The sequence below is a fragment of the Variovorax sp. CF079 genome, assembly GCF_900101545.1.
Taxonomy (GTDB): Bacteria; Pseudomonadota; Gammaproteobacteria; order Burkholderiales; family Burkholderiaceae_C; genus Variovorax.
Window position 1 is genome coordinate 33,545 of record NZ_FMZU01000022.1, and the last position, 24,265, is coordinate 57,809.

Annotated in this window: 19 protein-coding genes; 15 read left to right on the forward strand and 4 right to left on the reverse strand. The window is 68.1% G+C overall.

Features of this window, described 5'->3' with window-relative positions:
* The first annotated feature begins 7 nt into the window (after positions 1–7).
* The 7 genes from BLS74_RS26045 to BLS74_RS26075 all read left to right on the forward strand — a co-directional run bounded on the left by BLS74_RS26045 (position 8) and on the right by BLS74_RS26075 (position 7,746).
* Positions 8–1,639: a PqiB family protein gene (locus BLS74_RS26045; RefSeq protein ID WP_093110061.1), complete on the forward strand. Its 1,632-nt coding sequence runs from the start codon at positions 8–10 to the stop codon at positions 1,637–1,639.
* Positions 1,636–2,238, forward strand: coding sequence for a PqiC family protein (locus BLS74_RS26050; RefSeq protein WP_093110062.1), 603 nt, complete (start codon positions 1,636–1,638; stop codon positions 2,236–2,238). Before BLS74_RS26045 ends, BLS74_RS26050 begins: the two co-directional genes overlap by 4 nt.
* A 1-nt stretch (position 2,239) precedes the next feature.
* On the forward strand, positions 2,240–2,782 hold the full coding sequence (locus BLS74_RS26055; protein WP_093110063.1) for a methylated-DNA--[protein]-cysteine S-methyltransferase: 543 nt from the start codon (positions 2,240–2,242) through the stop codon (positions 2,780–2,782).
* A gap of 153 nt (positions 2,783–2,935) precedes the next feature.
* Entirely contained in the window at positions 2,936–4,102 is a 1,167-nt protein-coding gene (locus tag BLS74_RS26060) for a DegT/DnrJ/EryC1/StrS family aminotransferase (protein WP_212733696.1), read from the forward strand.
* Positions 4,096–5,046 carry a glycosyltransferase family 2 protein gene (locus BLS74_RS26065; RefSeq protein ID WP_170855711.1) on the forward strand — a complete coding sequence of 317 codons (951 nt, stop codon included), beginning with the start codon at positions 4,096–4,098 and terminating at the stop codon, positions 5,044–5,046. The genes BLS74_RS26060 and BLS74_RS26065 overlap by 7 nt, the downstream gene beginning before the upstream one ends.
* Positions 5,047–5,120: 74 nt before the next feature.
* Entirely contained in the window at positions 5,121–6,326 is a 1,206-nt protein-coding gene (locus BLS74_RS26070; RefSeq protein WP_093110066.1) for a multidrug effflux MFS transporter, read from the forward strand.
* Between the two features lie 64 nt (positions 6,327–6,390).
* The gene (locus tag BLS74_RS26075; protein ID WP_244504006.1) at positions 6,391–7,746 is read left to right on the forward strand and encodes an MFS transporter; all 1,356 of its coding nucleotides are present in this window, start codon (positions 6,391–6,393) and stop codon (positions 7,744–7,746) included.
* 16 nt (positions 7,747–7,762) lie between these two features.
* On the opposite strand, the gene BLS74_RS26080 is transcribed toward BLS74_RS26075, so the two are convergent.
* On the reverse strand, positions 7,763–9,184 hold the full coding sequence (locus BLS74_RS26080) for an aminotransferase-like domain-containing protein (protein ID WP_093110068.1): 1,422 nt from the start codon (positions 9,182–9,184) through the stop codon (positions 7,763–7,765).
* A gap of 69 nt (positions 9,185–9,253) precedes the next feature.
* On the opposite strand from BLS74_RS26080, the gene BLS74_RS26085 reads away from it, so the two are divergent.
* The 8 genes from BLS74_RS26085 (at position 9,254) to BLS74_RS26120 (ending at position 21,266) form a co-directional block, all read left to right on the forward strand.
* Positions 9,254–10,642 (forward strand): FAD-containing oxidoreductase, encoded by a 1,389-nt coding sequence (locus BLS74_RS26085; RefSeq protein WP_093110069.1) that lies wholly within the window; start codon positions 9,254–9,256, stop codon positions 10,640–10,642.
* On the forward strand, positions 10,639–12,243 hold the full coding sequence (locus BLS74_RS26090; RefSeq protein WP_093110070.1) for an MFS transporter: 1,605 nt from the start codon (positions 10,639–10,641) through the stop codon (positions 12,241–12,243). Before BLS74_RS26085 ends, BLS74_RS26090 begins: the two co-directional genes overlap by 4 nt.
* A gap of 147 nt (positions 12,244–12,390) precedes the next feature.
* Positions 12,391–14,916, forward strand: coding sequence for a hypothetical protein (locus tag BLS74_RS26095; RefSeq protein WP_093110071.1), 2,526 nt, complete (start codon positions 12,391–12,393; stop codon positions 14,914–14,916).
* A 20-nt stretch (positions 14,917–14,936) separates the two neighbouring features.
* On the forward strand, positions 14,937–16,808 hold the full coding sequence (locus tag BLS74_RS26100; protein WP_093110072.1) for a GMC family oxidoreductase: 1,872 nt from the start codon (positions 14,937–14,939) through the stop codon (positions 16,806–16,808).
* Between the two features lie 61 nt (positions 16,809–16,869).
* Positions 16,870–17,301 (forward strand): hypothetical protein, encoded by a 432-nt coding sequence (locus BLS74_RS26105; protein WP_093110073.1) that lies wholly within the window; start codon positions 16,870–16,872, stop codon positions 17,299–17,301.
* A 13-nt stretch (positions 17,302–17,314) separates the two neighbouring features.
* Complete coding sequence (locus BLS74_RS26110; RefSeq protein WP_093110074.1) at positions 17,315–18,613, forward strand: hypothetical protein; 1,299 nt, start codon at positions 17,315–17,317, stop codon at positions 18,611–18,613.
* Positions 18,595–20,043, forward strand: coding sequence for a Dyp-type peroxidase (locus BLS74_RS26115; RefSeq protein WP_093110075.1), 1,449 nt, complete (start codon positions 18,595–18,597; stop codon positions 20,041–20,043). Before BLS74_RS26110 ends, BLS74_RS26115 begins: the two co-directional genes overlap by 19 nt.
* A complete protein-coding gene (locus BLS74_RS26120; protein ID WP_212733697.1) occupies positions 20,040–21,266 on the forward strand; it encodes a catalase family protein in 1,227 nt (408 codons plus the stop codon). Before BLS74_RS26115 ends, BLS74_RS26120 begins: the two co-directional genes overlap by 4 nt.
* Positions 21,267–21,270: 4 nt before the next feature.
* Here BLS74_RS26120 and BLS74_RS26125 read toward each other — a convergent pair whose 3' ends face one another.
* From BLS74_RS26125 to BLS74_RS26135, 3 genes are all read right to left on the reverse strand, one after another.
* On the reverse strand, positions 21,271–21,789 hold the full coding sequence (locus BLS74_RS26125) for a nuclear transport factor 2 family protein (protein WP_093110076.1): 519 nt from the start codon (positions 21,787–21,789) through the stop codon (positions 21,271–21,273).
* A 431-nt stretch (positions 21,790–22,220) separates the two neighbouring features.
* Entirely contained in the window at positions 22,221–22,928 is a 708-nt protein-coding gene (locus BLS74_RS26130; protein ID WP_093110077.1) for a glutathione S-transferase, read from the reverse strand.
* Positions 22,895–24,241: an MATE family efflux transporter gene (locus BLS74_RS26135; RefSeq protein ID WP_093110156.1), complete on the reverse strand. Its 1,347-nt coding sequence runs from the start codon at positions 24,239–24,241 to the stop codon at positions 22,895–22,897. The genes BLS74_RS26130 and BLS74_RS26135 overlap by 34 nt, the downstream gene beginning before the upstream one ends.
* Positions 24,242–24,265: the final 24 nt, after the last annotated feature.

Here is a 24,265-nt window from a genome sequence, read left to right on the forward strand (position 1 = left end):
TACTCCAATGAGCGATGAAGACAAGACGTCGGCGCCCTCGCTGGCCGAACCGGTCGTCGTGAAGCGCCGCAACTGGCTGCCCTCGCTGATCTGGCTGATTCCCATCGTGGCGGCGCTGGTCGGCATCGCGCTGGTCGCGCGCATCCTGCTCGATCGCGGGCCCGAAGTGGTGCTGACCTTCAAGACCGCCGAGGGACTGGAGGCCGGCAAGACCGCGGTCAAGTACAAGGACGTGCAGATCGGCACGGTGCAGACCATTCGGCTGGCCGGCGACCGCTCGCATGTGCGCGTGCTGGTGCAGCTCACGAAAGAGGCCAAGAGCTTCACCGCCGAGGACACGCGCTTCTGGGTGGTGCGGCCGCGGCTCGACACCTCGGGCATCTCGGGCCTCGGCACCTTGCTGTCGGGCGCCTACATCGGTGCCGACGCCGGCAGCTCGAAAGAGACGGCCGGCGAGTTCACCGGACTCGAGGTGCCGCCGATCGTCACGCGCGATGCCTCGGGGCGGCAGTACCTGCTGCGCGCCCGCGACGTGGGCTCGCTCGACATCGGCTCGCCGGTGTATTTCAGGCGCATCAAGGTGGGCCAGCTGGCGGCCTACGAGCTCGACGGCGACGGCCGCGGCGTTACGCTGCGCGTGTTCGTCAATGCGCCCTACGACAAGCTCGTCGGCGTCAACACGCGCTTCTGGCATGCGAGCGGCTTCGACGTGGAGCTGAGCGCGAGCGGCGTCAAGCTGCGCACCCAGTCGCTGGCCACCGTGCTGCTGGGCGGCATCGCCTTCCAGGCGCCCGACGATGCGATGGGCCCGGCAGCGCAGGAGAACGCCGCGTTCACGCTGGCCGCCGACGAAACCGCGGCGATGAAGGCACCGGACGGGCCCTCGCAGACGCTGCTCTTGTACTTCAACCAGTCGCTGCGCGGCCTTTCGCCGGGCGCGGTGGTCGACTTCCGCGGCGTGGAGATCGGCGAGGTCAAGTCCATCGGCGTCGAGTTCGATCGCCAGGAGAACCAGTTCAAGATGCCGGTGCTGATCCAGGTCTACCCCGATCGCCTGCGCCGCGGCGCGGGCAACGAGCCGGACGAGTCGCGTTACGCGCAGACGGAGCGCCTGCGCTTCCTGGTCAACAAGGGGCTGCGGGCGCAGCTTCGCACGGGCAACCTGCTCACGGGCCAGGTGTACGTGGCGCTCGACTTCTTCCCGAAGGCGCCGCCGGTGAAGATCAACATCAACCAGAACCCGATCGAGATGCCGACGGTGCCCAACAGCCTGGACGAGATCCAGGCGCAGATCGGCGAGATCGCGAGCAAGCTCAACAAGGTGCCCTTCGAAGAGATCAGCGCCGATCTGCGCAAGACTCTGGCTACGCTCAACAAAACGCTCGGCAGCGCCGAGCAGCTTGCAGGCCGGCTGAACAACGATGTCGCACCCGAGATGACGGCCGCCATGAAGGATGTGCGCAAGACGCTCAACGCCGCCGACAAGACGCTGGCCGACGATTCGCCGCTGCAGCAGGACATGCGCCAGACGCTGCAGGAAGTCACGCGCGCGGCCGGGTCGCTGCGCATCCTGACCGACTACCTGGAACGCCACCCCGAATCGCTGATTCGCGGCAAGCCGGAGGACAAGAAGAAATGAGAACGACAAACACCCAGGCGGCGGCCTTGCTCGCTGCCGTGCTGCTGGCGGGCTGCGCCAGCACCGCGCCGCAGTACTACAGCCTGGCCGATGCGACGCCGGGCGCGATGCCCGCGTCGGGCGCGGCGCCTGCCTTCGTCGAGCTCGCGCCGGTGGCCATGCCCGAGCGCTTCGCGCGCCCGCAGCTGGTGGTACGGCAGAAGGCCGCCATCGACGGGCCGCAGGTCGACATCCTCGAAGAGCACCGCTGGTCCTCCTCGTTCGAGAACGAACTGCGCGACGCCTTGAGCAGCGGCATCGCGGGCCGCCTCGGCGCTGTCGATGCAACGAAGAGCGGATCGCCGCGCGGCCAGGCCGTGACGCGCATCGCGGTGCAGTTGCGGCAATTCGATGCGGTGCAAGGCAGGCGCGTCGATGCCAGCTTCAGCTGGACCGTGCGCCGCGGCGATCAAGGACCGTCGCTCGCTTGCCAGCTGTCGCTGTCGGAGCCGGTCGAGGGTGGCGGCATCGATGCGCTGGCACGCGGCGCCCAGCGCACTACGGCGAAGCTGGCCGACGCTATCGCACGCAGCGTGACGGCGAACGCCTGCCCGGGTTGAGATGAACGACACCGGTTTCGCACTGTTCGACACTGCCATCGGCGCCTGCGGCATCGCCTGGGGTCCGCGCGGCATCGTCGGCGTGCAGTTGCCCGAGGCCGGGGAGGGCGCGACGCGAGCGCGCATGCTGCGGCGTTTTGCGCAGTTGAACGAGACCGAGCCGCCGCCCGAAGTGCTGAGGGCGACGGCCTCGATTCGCGCCCTGATGGCGGGCGAGCCGCTGGACCTGGCGGAGATCGTGCTCGACTACGAGGGCGTCTCCGACTTCCATCGCCGCGTCTACGAGATCGCACGCCGCATCGTGCCGGGCTGCACGCGCAGCTACGGCGAGATCGCCGCCGAGCTCGGCGACAAGGGCCTGGCGCGCGCCGTCGGCCAGGCGCTGGGCCACAACCCTTTCGCGCCGGTGGTGCCCTGCCATCGCGTGCTCGCCGCCGGCGGAAAGCCCGGCGGCTTCTCGGCGCACGGCGGCGCGACGGCGAAGCTCAAGATGCTGATGATCGAAGGCGCAAGGCCGCAGAGCGATACCGCGTCCTTGTTCTGAAATACCGCGCAACTGCCATGGCAAGGCGAGCAGTTGTCCGACATCACATACTGTTAAGGGTGCGACATTTCGTACTAGTGTTCGACTCAAGAGCAGAAGCATTTGTCCGCGTAAGCGGGGGACTCGATGCCGATACGAAGCAAGGACAATTTCTTGGTCTTCGGTTCCCCGAAGATCGAAGAGGACGAGATTCTGGAGGTCGAGGCGGTCATGCGATCGGGCTGGCTCGGCACAGGTCCGCGGGTGGCGCAGTTCGAGCATGAGTTCGGCCTGTACCGCGGCGCCGCGCATGCCGTTGCGCTGAACTCCTGCTCCGCCGCCCTGCATCTTTCCTTGCTGGCCTCCGGCGTCGGGCCGGGCGACGAGGTCATCACCACGCCGCTGACTTTCTGCGCAACGGTCAATGCCATCATCCATACCGGAGCGACGCCGGTGCTGGCCGACATCGATCCCGACACGCTGAACATCGATCCGGCGCAGGTGCGCGCCAAGTTGAGCAAGCGCACGCGAGCCATCGTGCCGGTTCATTTTGCAGGGCGGCCCTGCGAAATGGACGAGCTGATGTCGCTGGCGCGGCAGTATGAACTCAAGGTCATTGAGGACTGCGCGCATGCCATCGAAACGCAGTACCACGGCCAGAACGTCGGCACGATCGGCGACTTCGGCTGCTTCTCGTTCTACGTGACCAAGAACGTCGTCACCGGCGAGGGCGGCATGGTCCTGGCACGCAAGGAGGAGGACGCCGCCCGCATCAAGGTGCTCGGCCTGCACGGAATGAGCAAGGACGCGTGGAAGCGCTTCGGCGACGAGGGCTACAAGCACTACTACGTCGTCGAAGCCGGGTTCAAATACAACATGATGGACCTGCAGGCGGCGATCGGCCTCAAGCAGTTGGCGCGCGTGGAGGCCTACTGGCAGCGGCGCAAGGCCATCTGGAAGCGCTACGGCGACGAACTGGCGGACCTTCCGCTGGCACTGCCCCCGAAGCCGGCGCCGGACACGCGCCACGCGCACCATCTTTTCAACGTGCAGATCGACGCGGCGCGTTGCGGCATCTCGCGCGACGACTTCCTCAACGCCATGACGGCGCAGGGCATCGGCGTCGGCGTGCACTACCTGGCGCTGACCGAGCATCCCTACTATCAGCAAAACTTCGGCTGGCGGCCCGAGGACACGCCGCATGCCACGCGCGTGGGCAGGCGGACCGTCTCGCTGCCGATCTCGGCCAAGCTGAGCGATCAGGACGTCGGCGACGTGATCTCCGCGGTGCGGCTGATTCTGGAGCAGCATGCAGCGCTGGCATCGGCTGCGCCGTGTTGATCTCCATCCTCATCCCGGCCTACGCGCGGCCGGAACAGTTGAGTGAGGCGCTGGAAAGCATCGCGCAGCAGGACCGCTCGCTGATCGGCGAGATCATCATCGGCGACGACAGTCCGCGCTCCTACTGGGCAAGCAACCAGGCGGTCATCGCTGCGAGCGGCCTGGCGGAGCTCATCGAATATCTGCCGAGCGAGCCGTCCAAGGGGACCTACCCCAACCAATGGTTCCTGGCTTCGCGGGCGAAGTTCGACCATCTGCTTTTCCTGCACAACGACGACCAGCTTTGTCCCGGTGCACTGAGCCTGCTGGCGAATGCCTGCGTCAGCGAGACCGATCCGCGCGCGAAGCTGTGGTTCGGCACGCACCTGATCATGGACGCGGCGGGCGTGGTCGACCCCGAGCGATCCGCCGCCAGCGACCAGTGGTTCGGCAGACAGGGCCCGGGCGCGACGCGGCCGGTGTGGGAGTGGTGCCTGACGGAATCCATCCCCCCCGATGCCTTCCTGGTGGAGAGGGCGACCTATCTGCAATACATGCGCGGCGAACGCGACGGCAACGTGGGGGACTGGGCTTTTTCGGTGCGTCTGGCCAACAGCGGCGGCTGGGCGCGCTTCATTGGGCAAACCGTGTCCCGCTACCGGGTGCAGGCCGGATCCGTCACGAGCGCCGGGCGCGGCGTCGACGCTCACCGGGCCTACGAGCTGGCGCGCGAGTTGCGCGTGCCCCCCGAAATGGAAGCCGCGAAGCGCAAGCGCTTCAACCGATACATGCTGGTGGTGGCCGTGCGCTATGCGCGGGATGGCGAACGCATGAACGCATGGCGAGCCTTCCTTTCGCCCGATGTTCCCTGGCGGGAGAGATTTTCGCTTCGCGCGGGCCTGGTGCTCTCGATGCTGCTGACGCCGCGGCCGCTCTGGCTCTGGGCGCTGCACTACAAGACCTGAGCGGCGCCATCGCTAGCACAGCGCGCGGCATCGTGCTGCGCAACGCCCATTGCCTCCTTGGAGACAATGAGCGCATGACTTCATCGCGCTTCTTCAAGATCGCGCTCGTGCTGGGCCTCTTGTCGGCCATCGGCCCGTTCGCGATCGACATGTACCTGCCCGCGCTGCCGGAGATCGGCGCGAGCCTCGGTGCCGGCATCGGCCCGGTGCAGATGAGCCTGACGGCCTTCTTCATCTCGCTCGGCGTCGGGCAACTGCTGTACGGGCCGGTGTCGGACATGGTGGGACGCAAGCCGCCGCTGTACTTCGGGCTCGGGCTGTTCGCGCTGGCCAGCATCGGCTGCGCGCTCGCGACCGACATCCAGACCCTGATCGCGCTGCGCTTCGTGCAGGGCCTGGGCGCCGCGGCCGGCATGGCGATTCCGCGCGCGGTGGTGCGCGACCTGCACACCGGCAACGATGCGGCGCGGCTGATGTCCTTGCTGATGCTGGTGTTCAGCGTGTCGCCGATCCTGGCGCCGCTGGCCGGCAGCGGCGTGATCGCCTTCGCCGGCTGGCGCGGCGTGTTCTGGGCCGTGATGCTGGCCGCCGTGGCCGGCCTCGCAATGATGAGCGTGATGCTGAAGGAAACGCGGCCGGCCGAAGAGCGGGTGGAAAGCAGCCTGGGCAGCGCGCTTCGCGCCTACGGTGTGCTGATGCGTGACGCGCACTACCTCGGTCTGGTCTTCATCGGCGCCTTCGCGATGGCCGGTTTCTTCACCTACCTGGCCAACTCCTCCTTCGTGATGATCGACCACTACGGCCTTTCGCCGACGCTCTACAGCCTGGCCTTCGGCATCAACGCCGCTGCGTTCTTCGGTGCCGCGCAGCTCAACGGCGCGCTGTGCGAGCGTTTCGGCATCGTGCGCGTGGTCAAGGCCAGCGTGAGCGCCTGCGGGCTCGTGATGGCGGCGATGTTCGCCTACTACCTGGCCGGCGGCGACCGCCTGGCGGTGCTGATCGTGCTGTACTTCGTTGCCAGCGGCTTCATGGGCTTGGTCATTCCCACCACCTCGGTGCTGGCGCTCGAGAAGCACGGCGCGATCGCCGGCACCGCATCGGCCCTGCTGGGCACGCTGCAGATGCTGACCGGCGCGGTGGTGATGGCGGTGATCGGCCTGTTCACCGACGGCCGGCCCTTGCCGATGGTGACGGGCATGGCCGCCGGTGCGCTGATCGCGGTGGTGTTGACATGGTTCACGCTCGGCGGTCGGCAACCGGCGCCTTATGCGGCGCGCTGAGCCGGTGACCGGCACGCCAACACCCGTGCTCGACGGCCTGCCGCTGCCGCAGCGCCGGCACGCGATGCTGGTGATCATTCTCGGCATCGCGGTCGCGGTGCTCGACGGCACCATCGTCAACCTCGCACTGCCCGGGATCGCGCGCGAGCTCCATGCCGATCCGGCGCATGCGATCTGGGTGGTCAACGCCTACCAGATCGCCACGCTGGTGATGCTGCTGCCGCTGGCCTCGCTCGGCGACCTGGTGGGCTACCGGCGCGTCTACCTGGTGGGCATGGCGCTGTTTGCCTTTGCCTCGCTCGGCGCCGTGCTGGCCGATTCGCTCGCGACGCTGATTGCGGCGCGCGCGGTGCAGGGGTTGGGTGCGGCCGGCATCATGAGCGTCAATGCGGCGCTGGTGCGGCTGATCTATCCCAGGGCGCAGCTCGGCCGCGGCATGGCGATCAACTCGATGGTGGTGGCAACCGCGTCGGTGGCGGGGCCCTCGGTGGCGGCCGCGATCCTGTCGGTGGCTTCCTGGCCCTGGCTGTTCGCGCTCAATGTGCCGCTGGGTGCGCTGGTGCTGGCGCTGGGTTTCCGCGCACTGCCGGCCAATCGCGTGGCGGCCGCGGCCGGCGCGCGCTTCTCGTTCGTCGACGTGGCGCTCAACGTGCTGATGTTTTCGCTCATCTTCATCGGCGCCGACCGGCTCGGCGTGCGCAGCAGCGACGCAGGGCAGGGCGCGCAGCCCATCGCCTGGGCGCTGCTGCTGGCGGGCGCGGCGGTGGGCTTCGTCTACCTGCGGCGCCAGCGCGCGCTGGCCGTGCCGCTGTTTCCGGTCGACCTGCTGCGCATTCCGGTGTTCGCGCTCTCGATGGGCACCTCGGTGGCGGCCTTCTGCGCGCAGATGCTGTCCTTCATCGCGCTGCCCTTCCTGCTGCTCGACACCTACGGCCGCTCGCATGTGGAGGCCGGCCTGCTGATCACCGCCTGGCCGCTGGCGATCGTGGTGATGGCGCCGATCGCGGGCCGGTTGATCGGCCGCTATCCCGACGGCCTGCTGGGCGGCATCGGCCTCGGCCTGCTTGCGGTGGGCCTGACGCTGCTCGCGGCGCTGCCCGCACAGCCAGGCAATGCCGACATCGTCTGGCGCATGGCGCTGTGCGGCCTGGGCTTCGGCCTGTTCCAGTCGCCCAACAACCACACCATCGTGACCTCGCCGCCCGCGCATCGCAGCGGCGCCGCGAGCGGCATGCTGGGCACGGCGCGGCTTACGGGCCAGACCCTGGGCGCCGTGATGCTGGCCGCCATCTTCAGCGTCTGGGGGCCGCACGACGGCAAGGGCCAGGTGATCGCGCTGGGGCTGGCCGCCTGTTGCGCGGCGGTGGCGGCGGTGTGCAGCGCGTTGCGCACGCGCGAACCCAGCGCCCGCCACGCCTGAGCGGCGCTCCCTTGCTTCAGCGCCGCGCAGCGGCCGTGACGATGCGCCCCAGCGTTGCCACCGCCTGCTCGCTGGGCGCATCCCATGGATGCCCGTAGTTGAGACGCAGGCAGTTCGCGAAAGCGCGCTGGGCCGAGAAGATCGGTCCCGGCGCAATGCTGATGCCTTGCGCGAGCGCCTCGCGGTGGACTGCCAGCGCGTCGACCTCGGGCGGCATCTCGATCCAGAGGAAATAGCCACCCGCCGGGCGCGTGGCGCGGGTGCCGGACGGAAAGTGCTGCGCGATGGCCTGGGCGTAGGCGGCCTGCTGGTCGGCCAGCGTGCGGCGCAGCTTGCGCAGGTGCTTGTCGTAGCCGCCTTTTTCGAGGTAGCTGGCCAGCGCGGCCTGCGCCGGTGCGGAGGTGCTGAGCGAAGTGCCCAGCTTCAGGCGGGCGACCGCGCGTGCCAGGCGCCCCGGTGCGGCCCAGCCGATGCGCCAGCCCGGCGCCAGGCATTTGGAGAACGACGAGCAGTGCATGACGATGCCCTGCGTGTCGAAGGCCTTCGCCGGCGGCGGCCGCTTGTCGCCGAAGTAGAGCTCGCCGTAGACATCGTCCTCGATCAGGAGCACCTCGTGACGCGCCAGCAGTTCGACCAGCGCCTTCTTCTTCGCATCCGGCATCAGGCTGCCCAGCGGGTTCTGGAAGCCGGTCATCAGCCAGCAGGCCTTGAGCCGATGGCGCAGGATCGCGCGCTCCAGCGCGTCGAGCTCGATGCCTTCGCGCGGATGGGTCGGGACCTCTATGGCCTCCAGCCCGTTGCGTTCCAGCGCCTGCAGCGCGGCATAGAAGGTCGGCGATTCGATCAGCACCGCGTCGCCCGGGCGCGTCGCGGCCTGCAGGCACAGGTTGAGGGCTTCGAGCGCGCCGTTGGTGATGACGATCTCGTCCACGGGAACGTGCACGCCGTCGGCCAGGTAGCGCCGCGCGATCTGCCGGCGCAGGCGCGCATTGCCGGGCGTGAGATCGTCCACCGCGCTCCACGGGTCGAGCTGCTGCGCGCTGGCGGCCATGACCCGGCCCAGCCGCTGCAGCGGAAAGAGCAGGGGACTCGGGAAGGCCGAGCCCAGCGGCACGACTTCGCGCACCATGGTCGATTCGAGGATCTCGAACACGCGCTCGCTGACGTCGAGCGAGACCGCATCGTCCTCGGGTTGCGACGAGGCCTCGGGTTCGGGAGGCCGCTGTCCCGCGCCCGCGGCCACGTAGTAGCCGGAGCGTTCGCGCGCGCGCACGAGCCCTTGCGCCTCCAGCAGGTAGTAGGCCTGGAACACGGTGGAAGAACTCACGCCGCGGCTGGCGCGGGCCTGGCGCACAGAAGGCAGGCGGTCGCCGGGACGCAGCACGCCGGCGCGGATGGAGTCCGCCATGTCGGCGGCCAATGATTCGTAGCGCTTCATGCCGCTTTGGTTATCTGCATTTCGCATCTATCCTGAGTGTCCTGTTTCCCTGATTGGAGCAGCATCCAAATGAGCGAGAGATACGATTCCATCGTGATCGGGACCGGGCAGTCCGGGCCTTCATTGGCCGTGCGCCTGGCGCAGGCCGGCCGCAAGACCGCCATCATCGAGCGCAAGCTGTTCGGCGGCACCTGCGTCAACACCGGCTGCATCCCCACCAAGACCTTGATCGCGAGCGCGCGGGTCGCTTACCTGGCACGCCGCGCGGCCGACTTCGGCGTGATGGTCGAGGGCTTGCGCGTCGACATGGCGCGCGTCAAGGCACGCAAGGACGCCGTGGTGCGGGCCTCCAACCAGGGTGTGGAGCAATGGCTCAAGGGCACGCCGAATCTCACGGTCTACCAGGGACATGCGCGCTTCGAAGGCCCGCGCACGGTCCGGGTCGGCGACGCGCAGCTCGAGGCCGGCGAGATCTTCATCGACGTCGGCACGCGGGCACATGTGCCGGACCTTCCCGGCCTGGGCGAGGTCGACCATCTCACGAACGGCGCCATGCTCGAGCTCGACACCTTGCCCGAGCACCTGGTGGTGGTCGGCGGCAGCTACATCGGCCTGGAGTTCGCCCAGATGTACCGGCGCTTCGGCGCCCGCGTCACCGTCGTGGAGATGGGCCCGCGGCTGATCTCGCGCGAGGACGAGGAGGTGTCGGCGGCGATCCGGGAGATTCTCGAAGGCGAGGGCATCGAGGTCCGGCTCAACGCCAAGTGCATCACGCTGGCACGGCGCGGGCGCGGCATCGGCGTCGGACTCGACTGCCAGGACGACCCGCACGAGATCGAGGGCTCGCACCTGCTGCTCGCGGTCGGACGCCGGCCGAACACCGACGATCTCGGCCTCGACCAGGCGGGCGTGAAGACGGATGCGCGCGGCTACGTCACGGTCGACGAAGAGCTGCGCACCAGCGTGCCGGGCATCTGGGCGCTGGGTGACGTCAATGGCCGCGGCGCCTTCACCCACACCTCGTACAACGACTACGAGATCGTGGCGGCCAACCTGCTCGACAACGATCGCCGCCGCGTCTCCGATCGCGTGCCCGCCTATGCGCTGTACATCGATCCGCCCCTGGGCCGGGCCGGCATGACCGAGCGCGACGTCATGCAGGACGGACGCCGCGCGCTCGTTGCCAGGATGCCGATGAGCCGCGTCGGCCGCGCGAAGGAGCGCAGCGAAACGCAGGGCTTCATGAAGGTCCTGGTGGACGCTTCGAGCCAGAAGATCCTCGGCGCCGCGATCCTCGGCATCGAGGGCGACGAAGTCATCCACTCGATCCTCGACGTGATGGTCGCCGGCGCACCGTACACCGTGCTCCAGCGGGCGATGCACATCCATCCGACCGTCTCGGAATTCATTCCCACACTGCTGGGCAAGCTGGAGCCTCTGGGAGCGCTCGCCTCATGACGCAGATCGGCAAGCCGCCGGGCGACGACACGCTGATCCGGCACGGCTGCGAAGCGGTGCCGTGCCCGAAGGCCTCCAAGCCCTGGGTGCTGGCCGCGGCGATCGTCGGATCGAGCATGGCCTTCATCGACGGCACGGTGGTGAACGTGGCGCTGCCCGCGATCCAGAACGATCTGCGCGCCACGGCCTTTCAGGCGCAATGGGTGGTGGAGTCCTATGCGCTTTTCCTCGCCGCGCTGCTGCTGGCGGGCGGCGCGCTCGGCGACCGCTTCGGACGGCGGCGCATCTTTGCCCTCGGCGTCGTGATCTTCGCGCTGGCCTCGATGGGCTGCGCGCTCGCGGGCAGCGTGCAGCAGCTCATCCTCGCGCGCGCCGTGCAGGGCATCGGCGGCGCCCTGCTGGTGCCTGGCAGCCTGGCGCTGATCAGCGCCTCCTTTCCCGAGAAGGAGCGCGGGCGTGCGATCGGCACCTGGTCGGGTTTCAGCGGCATCACGGCCGCGGTTGGGCCCGTGCTCGGCGGATTCCTGGTCGACCACTACTCGTGGATCTGGGCCTTTCTCGTCAATGTGCCGATGGCCATCGCGGTGCTCCTGATCGTATGGCGTCATGTCCCGGAAAGCCGCGGCAGCGCTGCCGATGGCGAGCTGGATTTCTGGGGTGCAGCACTCGCCACCGTCGCGCTCGGCGGCATCGTCTATGCGTTCATCGAAGCGCCCACGCAGGGCTGGAACTCGCCGGCCGTGCTGGGGGCGCTGGCCGCGGGCCTCGCGGCGAGCGCGGCCTTCGTGGTGGTCGAAGGCCGTGTCCGATCGCCGATGCTGCCGCTTTCGCTCCTGCGCATCGGCAATTTCGGCGGCGCCAACCTGCTGACGCTGCTGCTCTATGCGGCGCTGGGCGGCGGGCTCTACTTCTTTCCGCTCAACCTGATCCAGGTGCAGGGCTACTCGGCCACGGTGGCCGGCGCGGCGCTCCTGCCCTTCATCCTGATCATGTTCGCGCTCTCGGGCTGGGCCGGGCAACTGGTGGACCGCTTCGGCCCGCGGCTGCCGCTGGTGGTGGGCCCGGCCATCGCGGCGGCGGGCTTTGCGCTGTTCGCGGTGCCGGGCGTCGGCGCCAGCTACTGGACCGCCTTTCTTCCGGCCGTGGTGGTGCTCGGCTTCGGCATGACGATCACGGTCGCGCCGCTCACCACCACGGTGATGAACGCGGTCGGGCCGGATTCGGCGGGCATCGCCTCGGGCGTCAACAACGCGGTGTCGCGCGCGGCCGCGGTGCTCGCGATCGCGGTTTTCGGCGTGGTGATGGCCTGGGCCTTCGATGCGATGCTGGCCCAGGGCCTGCGCGAGGCGGGCGCGTCGGCGGAGACCCGCGCCTTCTTCGAAGACCAGCGCAGCAGGCTCGCCGGCGCAGAGATGCCGCCGGGCATCGACGCGGCCGCTGCCGCGGCGCTCAAGAAGGCGGTCGCGGAATCCTTCGTGGCCGGGTTCCGATGGGTCATGCTGCTCAGCGCCGGCCTGGCGCTGCTGAGCGCACTGAGCGCCTGGATGATGATCGGCCGCGACCCCGATCGCTCGGCTGTTCCCGCCTCTGCATCCCGATAGCGGGTTAGCGCGCGGCGTCTTCCATCGGCTTCGGCCTACGTCCTTTGCGTTAGCGCGCATGGCCGATAGGCAAAGCACTACCCCGCATCGACACTGCGCCTCGTGTTTGCCCATTCACCGACGTTGTCGGACGCAGGAGGAATGGCAATGATCCAAAGTTGCTGGGACGCCGCGAAGTTGTTGCCGCTTGTTGCCTGCATGCTGCTCGCGGCATGTTCCGACGCGCCGCGGCCCGGTGAGGTGTTCGATGAGGCGAAGCAAGCCGGCCGCGATGCGGCCTCGTTCCCGCATGCCTCGGAGCCTTACTTCCGCGACATGGACGGCGGCATCGCGCTCTCGCCCGAGGAGGAGAAGGGGCGCAACATGTGGCTGGTCTGGAGCGGCGGCAACGACCGCTTCTGGACCCAGATGACCGACTACACCTTCGGTGCCTTCGACCTGCTGAAGGTGGTCAGCACCCATCCGAGCCTCGGCTACTCGCGCGCCAGCCGCTGGGAATATTTCGGCCTGGTCAACGAGCCCTGTTTCCAGCCTGCCACCGGCCCCGACAAGAACCGCCGCGGCCTGTGGCTCGACATGCGCAGCAAGGACTGCGCGCCCGACCCCTTCGAGAACGAGAGCAAGTACCCCGGCGTTGCGATCGGTTCGCGCGGCAAGCCGCTCGGCGACGGCAGCACCCAGCCGGTGGGCTCCTTCTACGGCTGGGGCACCGGCATCGCCGGCCTGCGCCTCTTTCCCAACCCGGCCTTCGACGAGAAGGCGGCCAAGGAATGGGACGCCGAGAAGTACTACACCGACCCGAACTACTACAACCGCAAGGATCTGGTGCGGCCCTACCGCGTGGGCATGTCCTGCGGCTTCTGCCACATCGGGCCCAGCCCGGTGAAGCCGCCGGCCGATCCGAACAACCCGAAGTTCGAGAACCTCAGTTCGTCCGTCGGCGCGCAATACATGTGGGTGGACCGGCTCTTCATCTACAACGCCAACAAGCCCGAGGGCCGCAAGAATTACATGTACCAGCTGGCCCACACCTACCGGCAGGGCACCATGGACACCTCGCTGGTTTCCACCGACAGCATCAACAACCCGCGCACCATGAACGCGGTCTACGACTTCGTCGCGCGCCTGGAGATCGCCAAGCGCATCGGGCAGGAAAAGATCGACGGCGGCGAGCTCGACAACAAGCAGTTCAACGACTATGTGACGAGCGGCCCGCTGACCGAATTCTTCAACAAGTCCGAGGCCACGGTTCGCACGCCCCATGTGCTGAAGGACGGCGCCGATTCGGTGGGCCTGCTGGGCGCGCTCAACCGGGTCTATCTCAACATCGGCCTGTTCAGCGAAGAGTGGCTGCTGCACTTCAATCCGGTGGTCGGCGGCAAGACGATCAGCCCGATCCCGATCGTCACCGCGCAGAAGAATTCGAGCTACTGGCAGGCGACCGAGGCGGGCACGCCGAACACGGCGCTGTTCTTCCTGAAGGGGGCGAAGCCCGATCGCCTGAAGGACGCGCCAGGCGGAGACAAGTACCTCGCCGCCGGCGATACCACGCTGGAGCGTGGCAAGGTGGCCTTCGCCGACACCTGCGCGCGCTGCCATTCGAGCAAGGCGCCGTTGCCGCCGCCCACGCTCGAGCTCACGGCCGGGAAATGCGCCGGACCCGGCTACGTCGATTGCTTCAAGCGCTACTGGACCTGGACCCAGACCGACGACTACAAGGCGCAGATGCGCAAGATCGTCCAGGCGCCGGACTTCCTGAAAGACAACTACCTTTCCACCGAAGCCCGCGTTCCGGTGACCCTGCTGCGCACCAATATCTGCAGTCCGCTCGCGACCAACGCGATCAAGGGCAACATCTGGGACAACTTCTCCTCGCAGACCTACAAGAGCCTGCCCTCGGTCGGCACCGTCACGCTGCGCGATCCATTCACCGGCGAGCTGCGGCCCTACGCCATGCCGGGCGGCGGGCGCGGCTACACCCGCGTGCCCTCGCTGATCAGCGTCTGGTCTACCGCGCCCTTCCTGCTGAACAACACGGTCGGTCCCTTCGACAGCAGTCCTTCGGTCGAGGCTCGCCTGAAGGTGTTCGAGGCCTCCATCGAACAGATGCTGTGGCCCGAGAAGCGCGAGCGCGATTCGGAACTCGGCGGCAAGGCGGTCGGCTTCATCGACCGCACCACCGAGCGCAGCACCGTGACCGTGCCGATCGGCTTCGTGCCCGAGGCGATGCAGCCCCTGCAGGGCCGGCTGCATCGCTGGTTCCCGTGGCTGGTCGAGCAGGACGGCGACATCGTGCTCGGGCCGATTCCGAAGGGTGTTCCGGTGGCCTTGCTGGCCAACCTCAAGCTGCGTGCGGAGGGCGATGGCTTCGGCGAAAAGGCCTCGCATGTGCGCGACGTGGGCGAGCTGCTGATCAAGCTCAAGCTCGCACTCAAGAGCGCGCCGGACGGTGCCTCCGACGAGCAGCTGCGCGAACACTTCGCCAGCCTGCGCGGCCCGATGATGGAGCTGAGCAAGTGCCCCGACTTCGTGGTCAACCGCGGCCACTATTTCGGCACCGCGCAGTTCAACCGGCAAGAGGGCTTGAGCGAAGACGAAAAGGCTTTCGGCCGCGAGCCGGAGCTCGGCGACGACGACAAGCGCGCGCTGATCGCCTTCCTCAAGACTTTCTGAACATCACCTGCGCCGAGGCCATGTCCGATGCCGAATCAGCTGCCTGGGACTACGTGATCGTCGGCTCGGGTGCCGGCGGCGGCACGCTCGCGGCCCGCCTGGTCGAGGCCGGCATGCGCGTCTTCCTGCTCGAAGCTGGAGGCGATCCGCGCGCGGCTGCCGAACGCCTGCCCGAGGACTACGACGTGCCGGCCTTCCATGCCTTCGCCTGCGAGAACGCGGCAATGAGCTGGAACTTTCGCGTGCGCCACTACGCCGACGAAGGCCGGCAGGCGAAGGATTGGAAGTACGAAGCGGGGCAGGGCGTGCTGTACCCGCGCGCGGCCGCGTTGGGCGGATGCACCTCGCACAACGCGATGATCTTCATGCTGCCGCACGATGCCGACTGGAACCACGTCGCGCAGCTCACCGGCGACCGTTCCTGGCGCGCCTCGCGCATGCGCCGCTATGCGCGGCGCGTCGAGGACTGCCGCCACCGGCCGGTATGGCGAGCCCTGCGTCATGTGGGGCTCGATCCGACCGGACATGGATGGGGCGGCTGGCTGCGCACCGAAAAATCGATCCCGCTGTCGGTGCTGGGCGACGAGGGCCTGGTGCGCGTGCTGCGCGACACGGCCAGCGTCTTCACGAGCAGCCTGCCCACGCCCTTGCTCAGCACCCTGCGCTGGCTGCGCGGCGGACTGGGCGACCCCAACACGCGCCGCCTGCGGCCGGGCAGCTTCGAAGGCATCTGCTACACGCCGCTCGCCACCTCGGAGCACCGGCGGGCCGGCGTGCGCGAGCGGCTGCTCGATGTGGCGGCCAGGCATCCGGGCCGCTTGCAGCTGGAGCTCGATGCGCTGGCCACCCGCGTCCTGTTCGACGCCGACGGCGCGGCTTGCGGCGTCGAGTACCTGAAAGGCAAGCGGCTGTACCGGGCCCATGCGGCACCCAGCAGCGCAGAAGGCGTGCGGCGCGACGTGCGCGCGCGGCGCGAGGTGATCCTGTGCGGCGGCGCATTCAACACGCCGCAGCTGCTGATGCTGTCCGGTATCGGCCCGGCCGCCGAACTGGAGGCGCACGGCATTCCGCTGCAGAAGAACCTGCCCGGCGTCGGCCGCAATCTGCAGGACCGCTACGAGGTCGCCGTCACGCACCGCATGCGCGAACCCTGGGAGGTGCTGGAGGGTGCGCGCTTCGATCGCGACGACACGCTGTGGCGCCACTGGCACGAGGAGCGATCGGGCATGTATGCCTCGAACGGCGCCGCGCTCGGCGTGGTGAGCCGCTCGGCCACGGCCGATCGGACCGGACAGGAGCCCGACCTCTTCTGCATGGCGCTGCTGGCAGGCTTCGAGGGCTACTTCCCCGGCTTCTCGAAGCGGGTTCGCGATCAGCCGGACCAGCTGACCTGGGCCGTGCTGAAGGCGCATACGCTAAACCGCGCCGGCACCGTGCGCCTTCGTTCGGCCGATCCGCGCGACACGCCGCTCGTGAACTTCCACTACTTCGAGGAAGGCGACGACCAGGCGGGCGAGGACCTGCGTGCCGTGGTGCAGGCGATCCGCTTCGTGCGCCGGATGACGGCGCCGCTGCTCGCCAAGGGATGGATCGCCGAGGAGCTGGCGCCGGGGGCGGCCGTGCAGAGCGACGAGGCGCTGGCCGACTACGTGCGCAACACGGCATGGGGCCATCACGCTTCGTGCTCCTGCCCCATCGGCCCGCCTGAGAAGGGCGGCGTGCTCGACAGCGCCTTTGCCGTGCACGGCGTGCCGCGGCTGCGTGTGGTCGATGCCTCGGCCTTCCCGCGCATACCCGGTTTCTTCGTGGCGGCCGCGGTCTACATGATCGCGGAGAAAGCGGCCGATGCGGTGCTGCGCACAGCGATGCGCACACCACTTTCGGCAAGTTGACGGCCTCCCGACCCAGGGCCGACACTCTGTGAACGACGGGTCTTCAACGAGGGGAAAGACCATGGCCTATGACGTACAGCAACTGCTCGACATGTCGCAAGAGAAGCTCGACGAGCTCTTTCGCGCCAGCCCGCCGGGCGACATTCCCTCGGGCGAAGCCGAGGGCACCGCGATCATCGCGCCCGGGACCCGCTACACCGAGTCCATCGCCAAGATGATCAACTTCTTCGGATGGCAGGGGAAGGTGTTCGATGCCGAGAAGGGCGTGCTGAAGAACAAGGTCAGCCCCTTCGGCGTGCAGGCCATCGTGGCCAAGGTCTACAAGGGCGACAGCTGGCTGGACCAGAAGGAGTGCATCGTGCTCGACTACTCCGAGACCTCACTGGTGGCCCACTGGATCCGCGACGAGATCCGCCTGATCTCTCCGGGCTTCTATCTCGGCAAGGTGTACTGGGGCAAAGAGCGGCTGATCGATTTCTGCCTCAAGTTCTAGCGACGCCGATGCGGTGACTCCCCAATCACACTTCATGGTGGTCGCAGCCATCGCCCCCGGCCGCGAAGCCAGCCTCCGGAAACTGCTGGCCACCATGAACGTGAGGCCCGGTGTGGTCGACCCGGCCAATGCGCTGCTGCCTTTTGCTGCCTTCCCGCGATTGCATTTCGCGCGCTTCGCCGTGCTTGGCGATGCGACCATGGCCGACCTCGAGGTCTTCGGCCTGCCGCGGCCCAGGCTGCCCATCTATCTGGTGTTCATGGGCGACTGCGACGGGCCCGGACGGGAGCAGCTGGCCGAGCTGGTGCAGCGCGCCGGCGAGGGTCTGCGCCGCATCTTCTCGCACTGCAAGGCCCTCGATCCGCGCGACGATCTGCTCGACTGGCTCATCGAACACGACCGGCCGGTGGCTGCGCCCTACGTCAACTGGATCGGGCGCACCGTGCAGCAGACCCGCGAAGAGAGCGCATTGCAGCGCGCCTTGTCGGCGCGGGTGCCGCGCGGCGTGACCGACGCCGCCGTCGATCCGCAAACGATGCGGCGCCAGCTGCTGGCCTTCGCGCGCGCCGAGCAGGCCGCCGGACGCCTGGTGCTGACTCCGCCCGCGCAGACGCCGCTCGACTGGCAGATCCGCAATCTCCTCCATGCGATCGGCCTGCCGCTCGCCGGGCTGGTACTGCTGCCGTTGCTGATCGTGCTGCTGCCGGTCTTCCTGGTGCTGCTGCGCCGCCACGAGAAGCGCGACCCCGAATACTGTCCGCGGCCGCGCGCAGCCGCCGTGCGCGAGATGCAGGAGCTCGAAGACCACGACCTGAGCAACAGCTTCACCGCGCTCGGGCCGGTCAAGCCGGGCCTGTTCCGGCGCTGGCTGGTGCAGCTGCTGCTGGTGCTGATCGCCTACGCCTGTCGCCATGTGTTCGGCCGCGGCCACCTGGGGCGCGTGCGCACCATCCATTTCGCGCACTGGGTCTTTCTCGACGACAAGACCCGCGTGCTGTTCGCGAGCAGCTACGACGGCAGCCACGAAAGCTACATGGACGACTTCATCAACAAGGTCGCATGGGGCCTCAACCTGATCTTCAGCAACGGCTTCGGCTGGCCGCGCACCGACTGGCTCATCAAGGGCGGCGCGCGCCATGAGCTGCGCTTCAAGTACTACCAGCGCGGCCACCAGTTGCCGACCCAGGTCTGGTACAAGGCCTACCCCGGCCTCACGCTGGCCGATCTGGACCGCAACCGGCGCATCCGCGAAGGCTTCGAGCGCGTGGAGATGAGCGATGCGCAGGTGCTCGCATGGCTGAGGCTGCTATGAGCATCGAGTTCGAAGACATCCAGGGCCTGGTGCGCTTCGGCTACAAGCACCTGACGCAGGCCTGCTTTCTGCTGCTGCGCATCCGCGATGCCGGGGCCGCGCGTGCCTGGCTCGCGAACGCGCCGGTCACCAGCGCCATCACGCGCAAGCCGCCGCCCCGGACCGCCGTGCAGATCGCCTTCACTTGCGCGGGCCTGCATGCGTTGGGCGCTGCGGAGGACATCGTCGAAGGCTTCTCGGCCGAGTTCCTGGCCGGCATGAGCAGCGACGAGAGCCGCGCGCGGCGGCTCGGCGACCTCGGCGCGAACGACCCCGCGCGCTGGCAGTGGGGCGGCGCGCAGGACCGCATGCCGCACGTGCTGGTGATGCTCTATGCGGTGCCCGGCGAGCTCGACGAGTGGCTGCGGACCATCCGTGCGCAATGCGAGGCGGGCTTCGAGCAGTTGGACTGCCTGAGTACCTCCGACATGGACGGCGTCGAACCCTTCGGCTTCGTCGACGGCATCTCGCAGCCGCGCATCGACTGGGAGCGAGAACGCGCGGCGCACGACGAGGAACAGTTCGAATACACCAACCTGTCGTGCCTCGGCGAGTACCTGCTCGGCTATCCCAACGAGTACGGCGCCTATACCGATCGGCCCCTGCTGGACCGCGCGCGCGATCCCGCGGCGCTGCTGCCGCGCGCCGAGGACGACGCGGACAAGGCCGATCTCGGGCGCAACGGCAGCTACCTGGTCATGCGGCAACTGCGCCAGGACGTCGAAGGCTTCTGGCGCTTCGTCGACGGCCAGGCCGGCGGCGACGCTGCCTTGAGCGAGAAGCTGGCCGAAACGATGGTCGGCCGCACCAAGAAAGGCAAGCCGCTGGTGGAGGTGTCCGGCGAGACGGACGATCTCAATGCCTTCACCTACGACGGCGATCCCGAAGGCCTGCGTTGTCCCTTCGGTGCGCACATCCGCCGCAGCAATCCGCGCAATGCCGATCTGCCGCCCGGCTGGTCGGATCCGATCTCGCGCCTCGTGCGCAGGCTTGGCTTCGGTTCGGACGCGCTGCGCAACGACCTGATCGCCTCGACGCGCTTCCACCGGCTGTTGCGCCGGGGCCGCGAGTACGGCGGAGCCCCGGGCGAAGACGTGGGACTGCACTTCATCTGCCTGGGCGCCAACATCGCGCGCCAGTTCGAGTTCGTGCAGGGCGCCTGGCTGGCCGGCACCAAGTTCGACGCCCTGCCCGGCGAGGGCGATCCGCTGCTCGGCCATCGCCTGGCGGGGGCGGACGGCATGCCGACCGATGGCTTCTCGATACCCGCGGCCTCGGGGCCCGATCGGCGCCTGACGGGTCTTCCGCAATTCGTGACCGTGCAAGGCGGTGCCTATTTCTTCCTGCCCGGCATCCGTGCCTTGCGCTATCTGTCAAAGGTGCAGCCATGAATTCGAATGTCAGCCGTCCCGCGCCGCGGGCCAACACGGGTTCTTTGCTGAAGAATTTCATCAGCGATTCGGGCCTGGCCCTGCTGCGGCTGGAACGCAGGTTCGACCCCTTCGTTCGCCCGGCCTTCGACGCGGTGCTGCGCGATCCGCTCGCGCGCCTGACCACGGCGCTGATCAACAGCCGGCGACCCGACGAAGGACTCGCGATCGCGCAAGAGAAGCTCATGGTCGACGAAGAGAGTTTTACCGACTCGATCGTGCGGAGCTTCACCCGGCAGATGGGCGACCTCTGGAAGCCCGGCGGCTTCGAGCGCGGCGGCAACACCAAGACGCAGGGCATCGTGCGCGGCGAGTTCACCGTGCACGAGGACATCCCCGAGCACATGAAGCGCGGCATCTATGCCAGGCCCCAGACCTTCAGAGCCTGGGTGCGCTTCTCGGGGCCCGGCCCCTACATCACGCCCGACATCGACGACGTCGGCTTCATGAGCATCAGCATCAAGCTCCTGGGCGTGCCCGGCCCGAAGCTGATGGAAGAGGAGAAGCACACGCTGGACATGTTCGGCGTCTCCACGCCCACCTTCGTGACGCCCGATGCCAAGGCCAACGCGGCGCTGCAGATCGAAAGCGTGAAGAACGCGCAGATCTTCTACTTCGTCAACTTCCGCGACTCGCACGTGCTGGACCTGATCATGCAGTCGCTCTTCATCAAGACGCAGTCCAGTCCCTTCGAGGCGCCGTACTTCAGTTGCGTGCCCTACCTGATGGGCGAAGGCCAGGCGATGCAGTACTCGGTTTGGCCGAAGACGAAGAAGCGCACGCCGATCCCGCGGCTGCCGCTGCGCCCACCGGACGACTACCTGCGCCAGGCCATGGTGGCTTCGCTGGCCGAGGGCGACGTCGAGTTCGACATTCGGCTGCAGATGCAGACCGACCCGCATCGGATGCCGATCGAGAACGCCGGCGTGCTGTGGCCCGAGAAGCTGTCGCCGCGCATCACGGTGGCCACGCTGCGCCTGCCGCGCCAGACCTTCGATTCGCCGGCGCAGATGGAATTCGCGAAGAGGCTCTCATACAACCCGTGGCACACGATTGCCGAGCATCGGCCGCTGGGCAACCAGAGCCGCGCGCGCAAGAGAATGTACTGGGAGCTTTCGCAGCTGCGGCACCGGATGAATGCGGTGCCGCATTTCGAGCCTACGGGGGATGAGGTGTTCGAGTAGGCCGCTACTCCAGTCCGTCCTTCTTCATCTCGGCCAGCGCCCAGCCCTTGTGGGAGGTGAAGAAGAACAGCCGCCACTTGCCGCCCTCGAAGCGCCAGCGGCTGAAGCTCGGATCGCTGACGTCCTCGCGCTTGTATTTGCCATCGGTCTTGGGCGGAATCAGGCCGACATGGCGCAGCACGACGCTGGCGGTGCCGTCGGGCATCATGCGCACGCGTTTCACCTCCCATTTCAGGTCGGTGTTCTTGACGTCGTATTCGAAGGTGGTCTTCACCGCCTTCTTGCCTTTCATGCGCTCGTAGAAGTCCTGCGCTTGCGTGAACCAGACGTCATCGGTCATCAGCGCCAGCCAGGCTTTCACGTCGTGCCGGTTCCAGGCCTTCTCGAACTCGGCGATAGTGTCGCGCAGCGTGGCTTCGGTGCCGGCCGCCTGGGCCTTCTTCGCGGGTTGCGCGCGGGCGCCGCCACCGATCGCCAGCACCGCGGCTAGCGCCCCGATCAGGAGGGTGCGTCGCTTGTTCATGGCCGGTACCTCCTGACGCAAGCATGGGCGAGAGCGCAGTCTTTTTCAACTGGCCGGCCATTGCGGCCGCAGGGCAACGGCGCTAGCTTAGCTAGATTGCATCACGTCGACAACGCGACGTGCGACCTTCGATGAGGAGGCTCACCATGGCGATGCGCTTGGTTCTCGCCCGTTTCCGCCCTCTGGCGGGTGCCTTGCTGGGGCTGACGCTGGGTGCCCCGGCCACGGCCGCCGCGCCCCCGGAGGGTCGTGCGAAGTGCGCGGCCCGTTCGCAGGGCAAGCTTCATGCGTGGTGAACGTCCAGTTCTCGCCCAAGGCCAAAGGCGCACGGGCGGGCAAGCTCGAGTTTCTTTTTGCGCCCCCGCCGCCGGTTTGACGCCGCAGAACCGCGTCACAGCCCTGACCGGCGCAGGCGTGGCGCGCTGATCGCTTCAGGAAACCGGCAGGCTCTGGCCGGGAAAGGCGATGCCGGGCTGTCCGGCCCGCCAGGGCGCGTACTTGGCCATCACCTGCGTGAACACCGGCGCATCGAGCCGCGCGGCCAGCCAGGCCCGCAGCCGCGGCCAGGGCTGGGCCTCGAACCAGGCTGCATCGACCTGCGCGAACTGGCGCACGAACGGCGCGATCGCGATGTCGGCGAGCGCTGCATGCTCGCCGTGCAGACAGCGCGTGACGACAAGCCGGGTCTCGAGCCGCATCAGGAAGAGGGCGCCCTGCGCGCGATGCGCCTCGCCATCGGCGCCCGGATGCCGCTCGGGGTACTTGTAGCCGTCGAGATGCCGCTTGAACTCGCCGTCGCATTCGGCGACGAGCGCAAGCATCTCGTCCAGCGTGGCGCCTTCGGCTTGCAGCCAACCTTCGGGGTCGTTGCGCCGCAAGGCCCACAGCATGATGTCCAGGCTCTGGTCGATCACCATGCCGTCTACGTCGACCAGCACCGGCACCGTGCCCTTGGGCGATGCAGCCAGCAGCTCGGCCGGCTTGTCGCGCAACACGACCTCGCGCAGCTCGCAGCGCTGGCCGCTCGCGGCGATCGCCATGCGCGCGCGCATCGCATAGGGGCAGCGGCGGAACGAATAGAGCACCGGCCGCGTGCTGCCTGCGCTCAGATCAGCCTGCGGAGCGTCTTCTTGCGCCATGCGAAGCGGTAGTAGCTGGCCTGCAGCGTCAGCATCGCGATGAAGGCCACCGGGTAGGCGATCCAGATGCCGTTGAGCCCCATGCGATGGCTCAGCCACCAGGCCACCGGCACCTCGATCAGCGCGATGCAGAAGATCGAGATCGCGGTCGGCACCAATACCGAGCCGCTGGCGCGCATGATCCCCGACAGCGCCGCGCCCATGCCGAAGATCACCGTGCTCCACAGCATGATGTGCAAGAGCGTCTGCGCCACCTCGATCACCGGCTCGCTGGTGATGAAGAAGCCCATCAGCGGGCGCGAGAACAAATAGCCCAGCAGCACCAGGCCGCCGGTCAGCACCAGGTTCATCTGCAGCGCGGTGCGCGTGATGGCGCCCAGGCGCTGCGCCTGGCCGGCGCCGATGGCCTGCGCGCCGAGGATCGAGGCGGTGATCGCGATCGAGATCGCCGGGAACTGCACATAGGCCACCACCTGGTTCACCGCGCCGTAGGCCGCGGTGGCGCTCGAACCGTAGGCATTGACGAAGGACAGCAGCGCGAGCTCGGCCAGCGAGACCACGATCATCTGCACGCCGGTGGGCACACCGACCTTGAGCACCGCCTTCAGCAGTGCCGGCCGCACGCGCAGGTGCCGCACGAAGTCGGCGTCCGGCGCGAGCGGACTCTTCGTGCGCCGCAGGTGAAAGGCCAGCCAGGCGGTCGCGACCACGAAGGAAATCACCGTGGCCCAGGCGCCGCTCGCCACGCCGAGCATCGGCAGGCCGAACCAGCCGCGGATGAGCGCAGGCGTGATCATCAGGCCGAGCACCGTCGAGATCATCAGCGTGTAGAGCGGCGTCACCGTGTCGCCCACGCCGCGCAGCATGGCGGTGGAGAGCAGGAACACGAACAGGCCCGGCATCGCGATCAGGATGATCCGCGCGTAGGCCGTGGCATCGGCCAGGATGTCGGGCGGCGTGCCCAGCGCTGTCAGCATCGGCTGCGTGAAGGTGCCGCCGAAGACCGCGACGGCCAGCGCGAACAGCACGCCCACGGTGAGCGTGGTGCCGGCCACGGCGCGCGCCTTCTCGGGCTCGTGCGCACCCCAGGCCTGGCCGATCAGCACCGAGGCGCCGGCGCCGAGGCCGATGGTGAAGGCGATGAAGAAGAACATCACCGGAAAGAAGCTCGACACCGCCGCCAGCGCGCCGACGCCGATCATCTGCCCCAGGTAGACGTTGTTGAGCGTCCCCGAGAGCGACTGCAGGATGTTGCTGAGCAGCATCGGCGCGAGGAAGAACAGGAAGGTCTTCCACAGCGGGCGCGAGGCCATGGCCGCCGCACGCGGGTTGAGGTG

What these genes read in the sequence shown, in the direction of transcription:
- BLS74_RS26100 (WP_093110072.1), top strand. Translation starts at nt 14,937, where the DNA reads ATGTCCGATGCCGAATCAGCTGCCTGGGACTACGTGATCGTCGGCTCG.
- BLS74_RS26125 (WP_093110076.1), bottom strand. Translation starts at nt 21,789, where the DNA reads ATGAACAAGCGACGCACCCTCCTGATCGGGGCGCTAGCCGCGGTGCTG.
- BLS74_RS26120 (WP_212733697.1), top strand. Translation starts at nt 20,040, where the DNA reads ATGAATTCGAATGTCAGCCGTCCCGCGCCGCGGGCCAACACGGGTTCT.
- BLS74_RS26090 (WP_093110070.1), top strand. Translation starts at nt 10,639, where the DNA reads ATGACGCAGATCGGCAAGCCGCCGGGCGACGACACGCTGATCCGGCAC.
- BLS74_RS26105 (WP_093110073.1), top strand. Translation starts at nt 16,870, where the DNA reads ATGGCCTATGACGTACAGCAACTGCTCGACATGTCGCAAGAGAAGCTC.
- BLS74_RS26115 (WP_093110075.1), top strand. Translation starts at nt 18,595, where the DNA reads ATGGCTGAGGCTGCTATGAGCATCGAGTTCGAAGACATCCAGGGCCTG.
- BLS74_RS26055 (WP_093110063.1), top strand. Translation starts at nt 2,240, where the DNA reads ATGAACGACACCGGTTTCGCACTGTTCGACACTGCCATCGGCGCCTGC.
- BLS74_RS26075 (WP_244504006.1), top strand. Translation starts at nt 6,391, where the DNA reads ATGCTGGTGATCATTCTCGGCATCGCGGTCGCGGTGCTCGACGGCACC.
- BLS74_RS26070 (WP_093110066.1), top strand. Translation starts at nt 5,121, where the DNA reads ATGACTTCATCGCGCTTCTTCAAGATCGCGCTCGTGCTGGGCCTCTTG.
- BLS74_RS26050 (WP_093110062.1), top strand. Translation starts at nt 1,636, where the DNA reads ATGAGAACGACAAACACCCAGGCGGCGGCCTTGCTCGCTGCCGTGCTG.
- BLS74_RS26080 (WP_093110068.1), bottom strand. Translation starts at nt 9,184, where the DNA reads ATGAAGCGCTACGAATCATTGGCCGCCGACATGGCGGACTCCATCCGC.
- BLS74_RS26130 (WP_093110077.1), bottom strand. Translation starts at nt 22,928, where the DNA reads ATGGCGCAAGAAGACGCTCCGCAGGCTGATCTGAGCGCAGGCAGCACG.
- BLS74_RS26095 (WP_093110071.1), top strand. Translation starts at nt 12,391, where the DNA reads ATGATCCAAAGTTGCTGGGACGCCGCGAAGTTGTTGCCGCTTGTTGCC.
- BLS74_RS26135 (WP_093110156.1), bottom strand. Translation starts at nt 24,241, where the DNA reads ATGGCCTCGCGCCCGCTGTGGAAGACCTTCCTGTTCTTCCTCGCGCCG.
- BLS74_RS26085 (WP_093110069.1), top strand. Translation starts at nt 9,254, where the DNA reads ATGAGCGAGAGATACGATTCCATCGTGATCGGGACCGGGCAGTCCGGG.
- BLS74_RS26045 (WP_093110061.1), top strand. Translation starts at nt 8, where the DNA reads ATGAGCGATGAAGACAAGACGTCGGCGCCCTCGCTGGCCGAACCGGTC.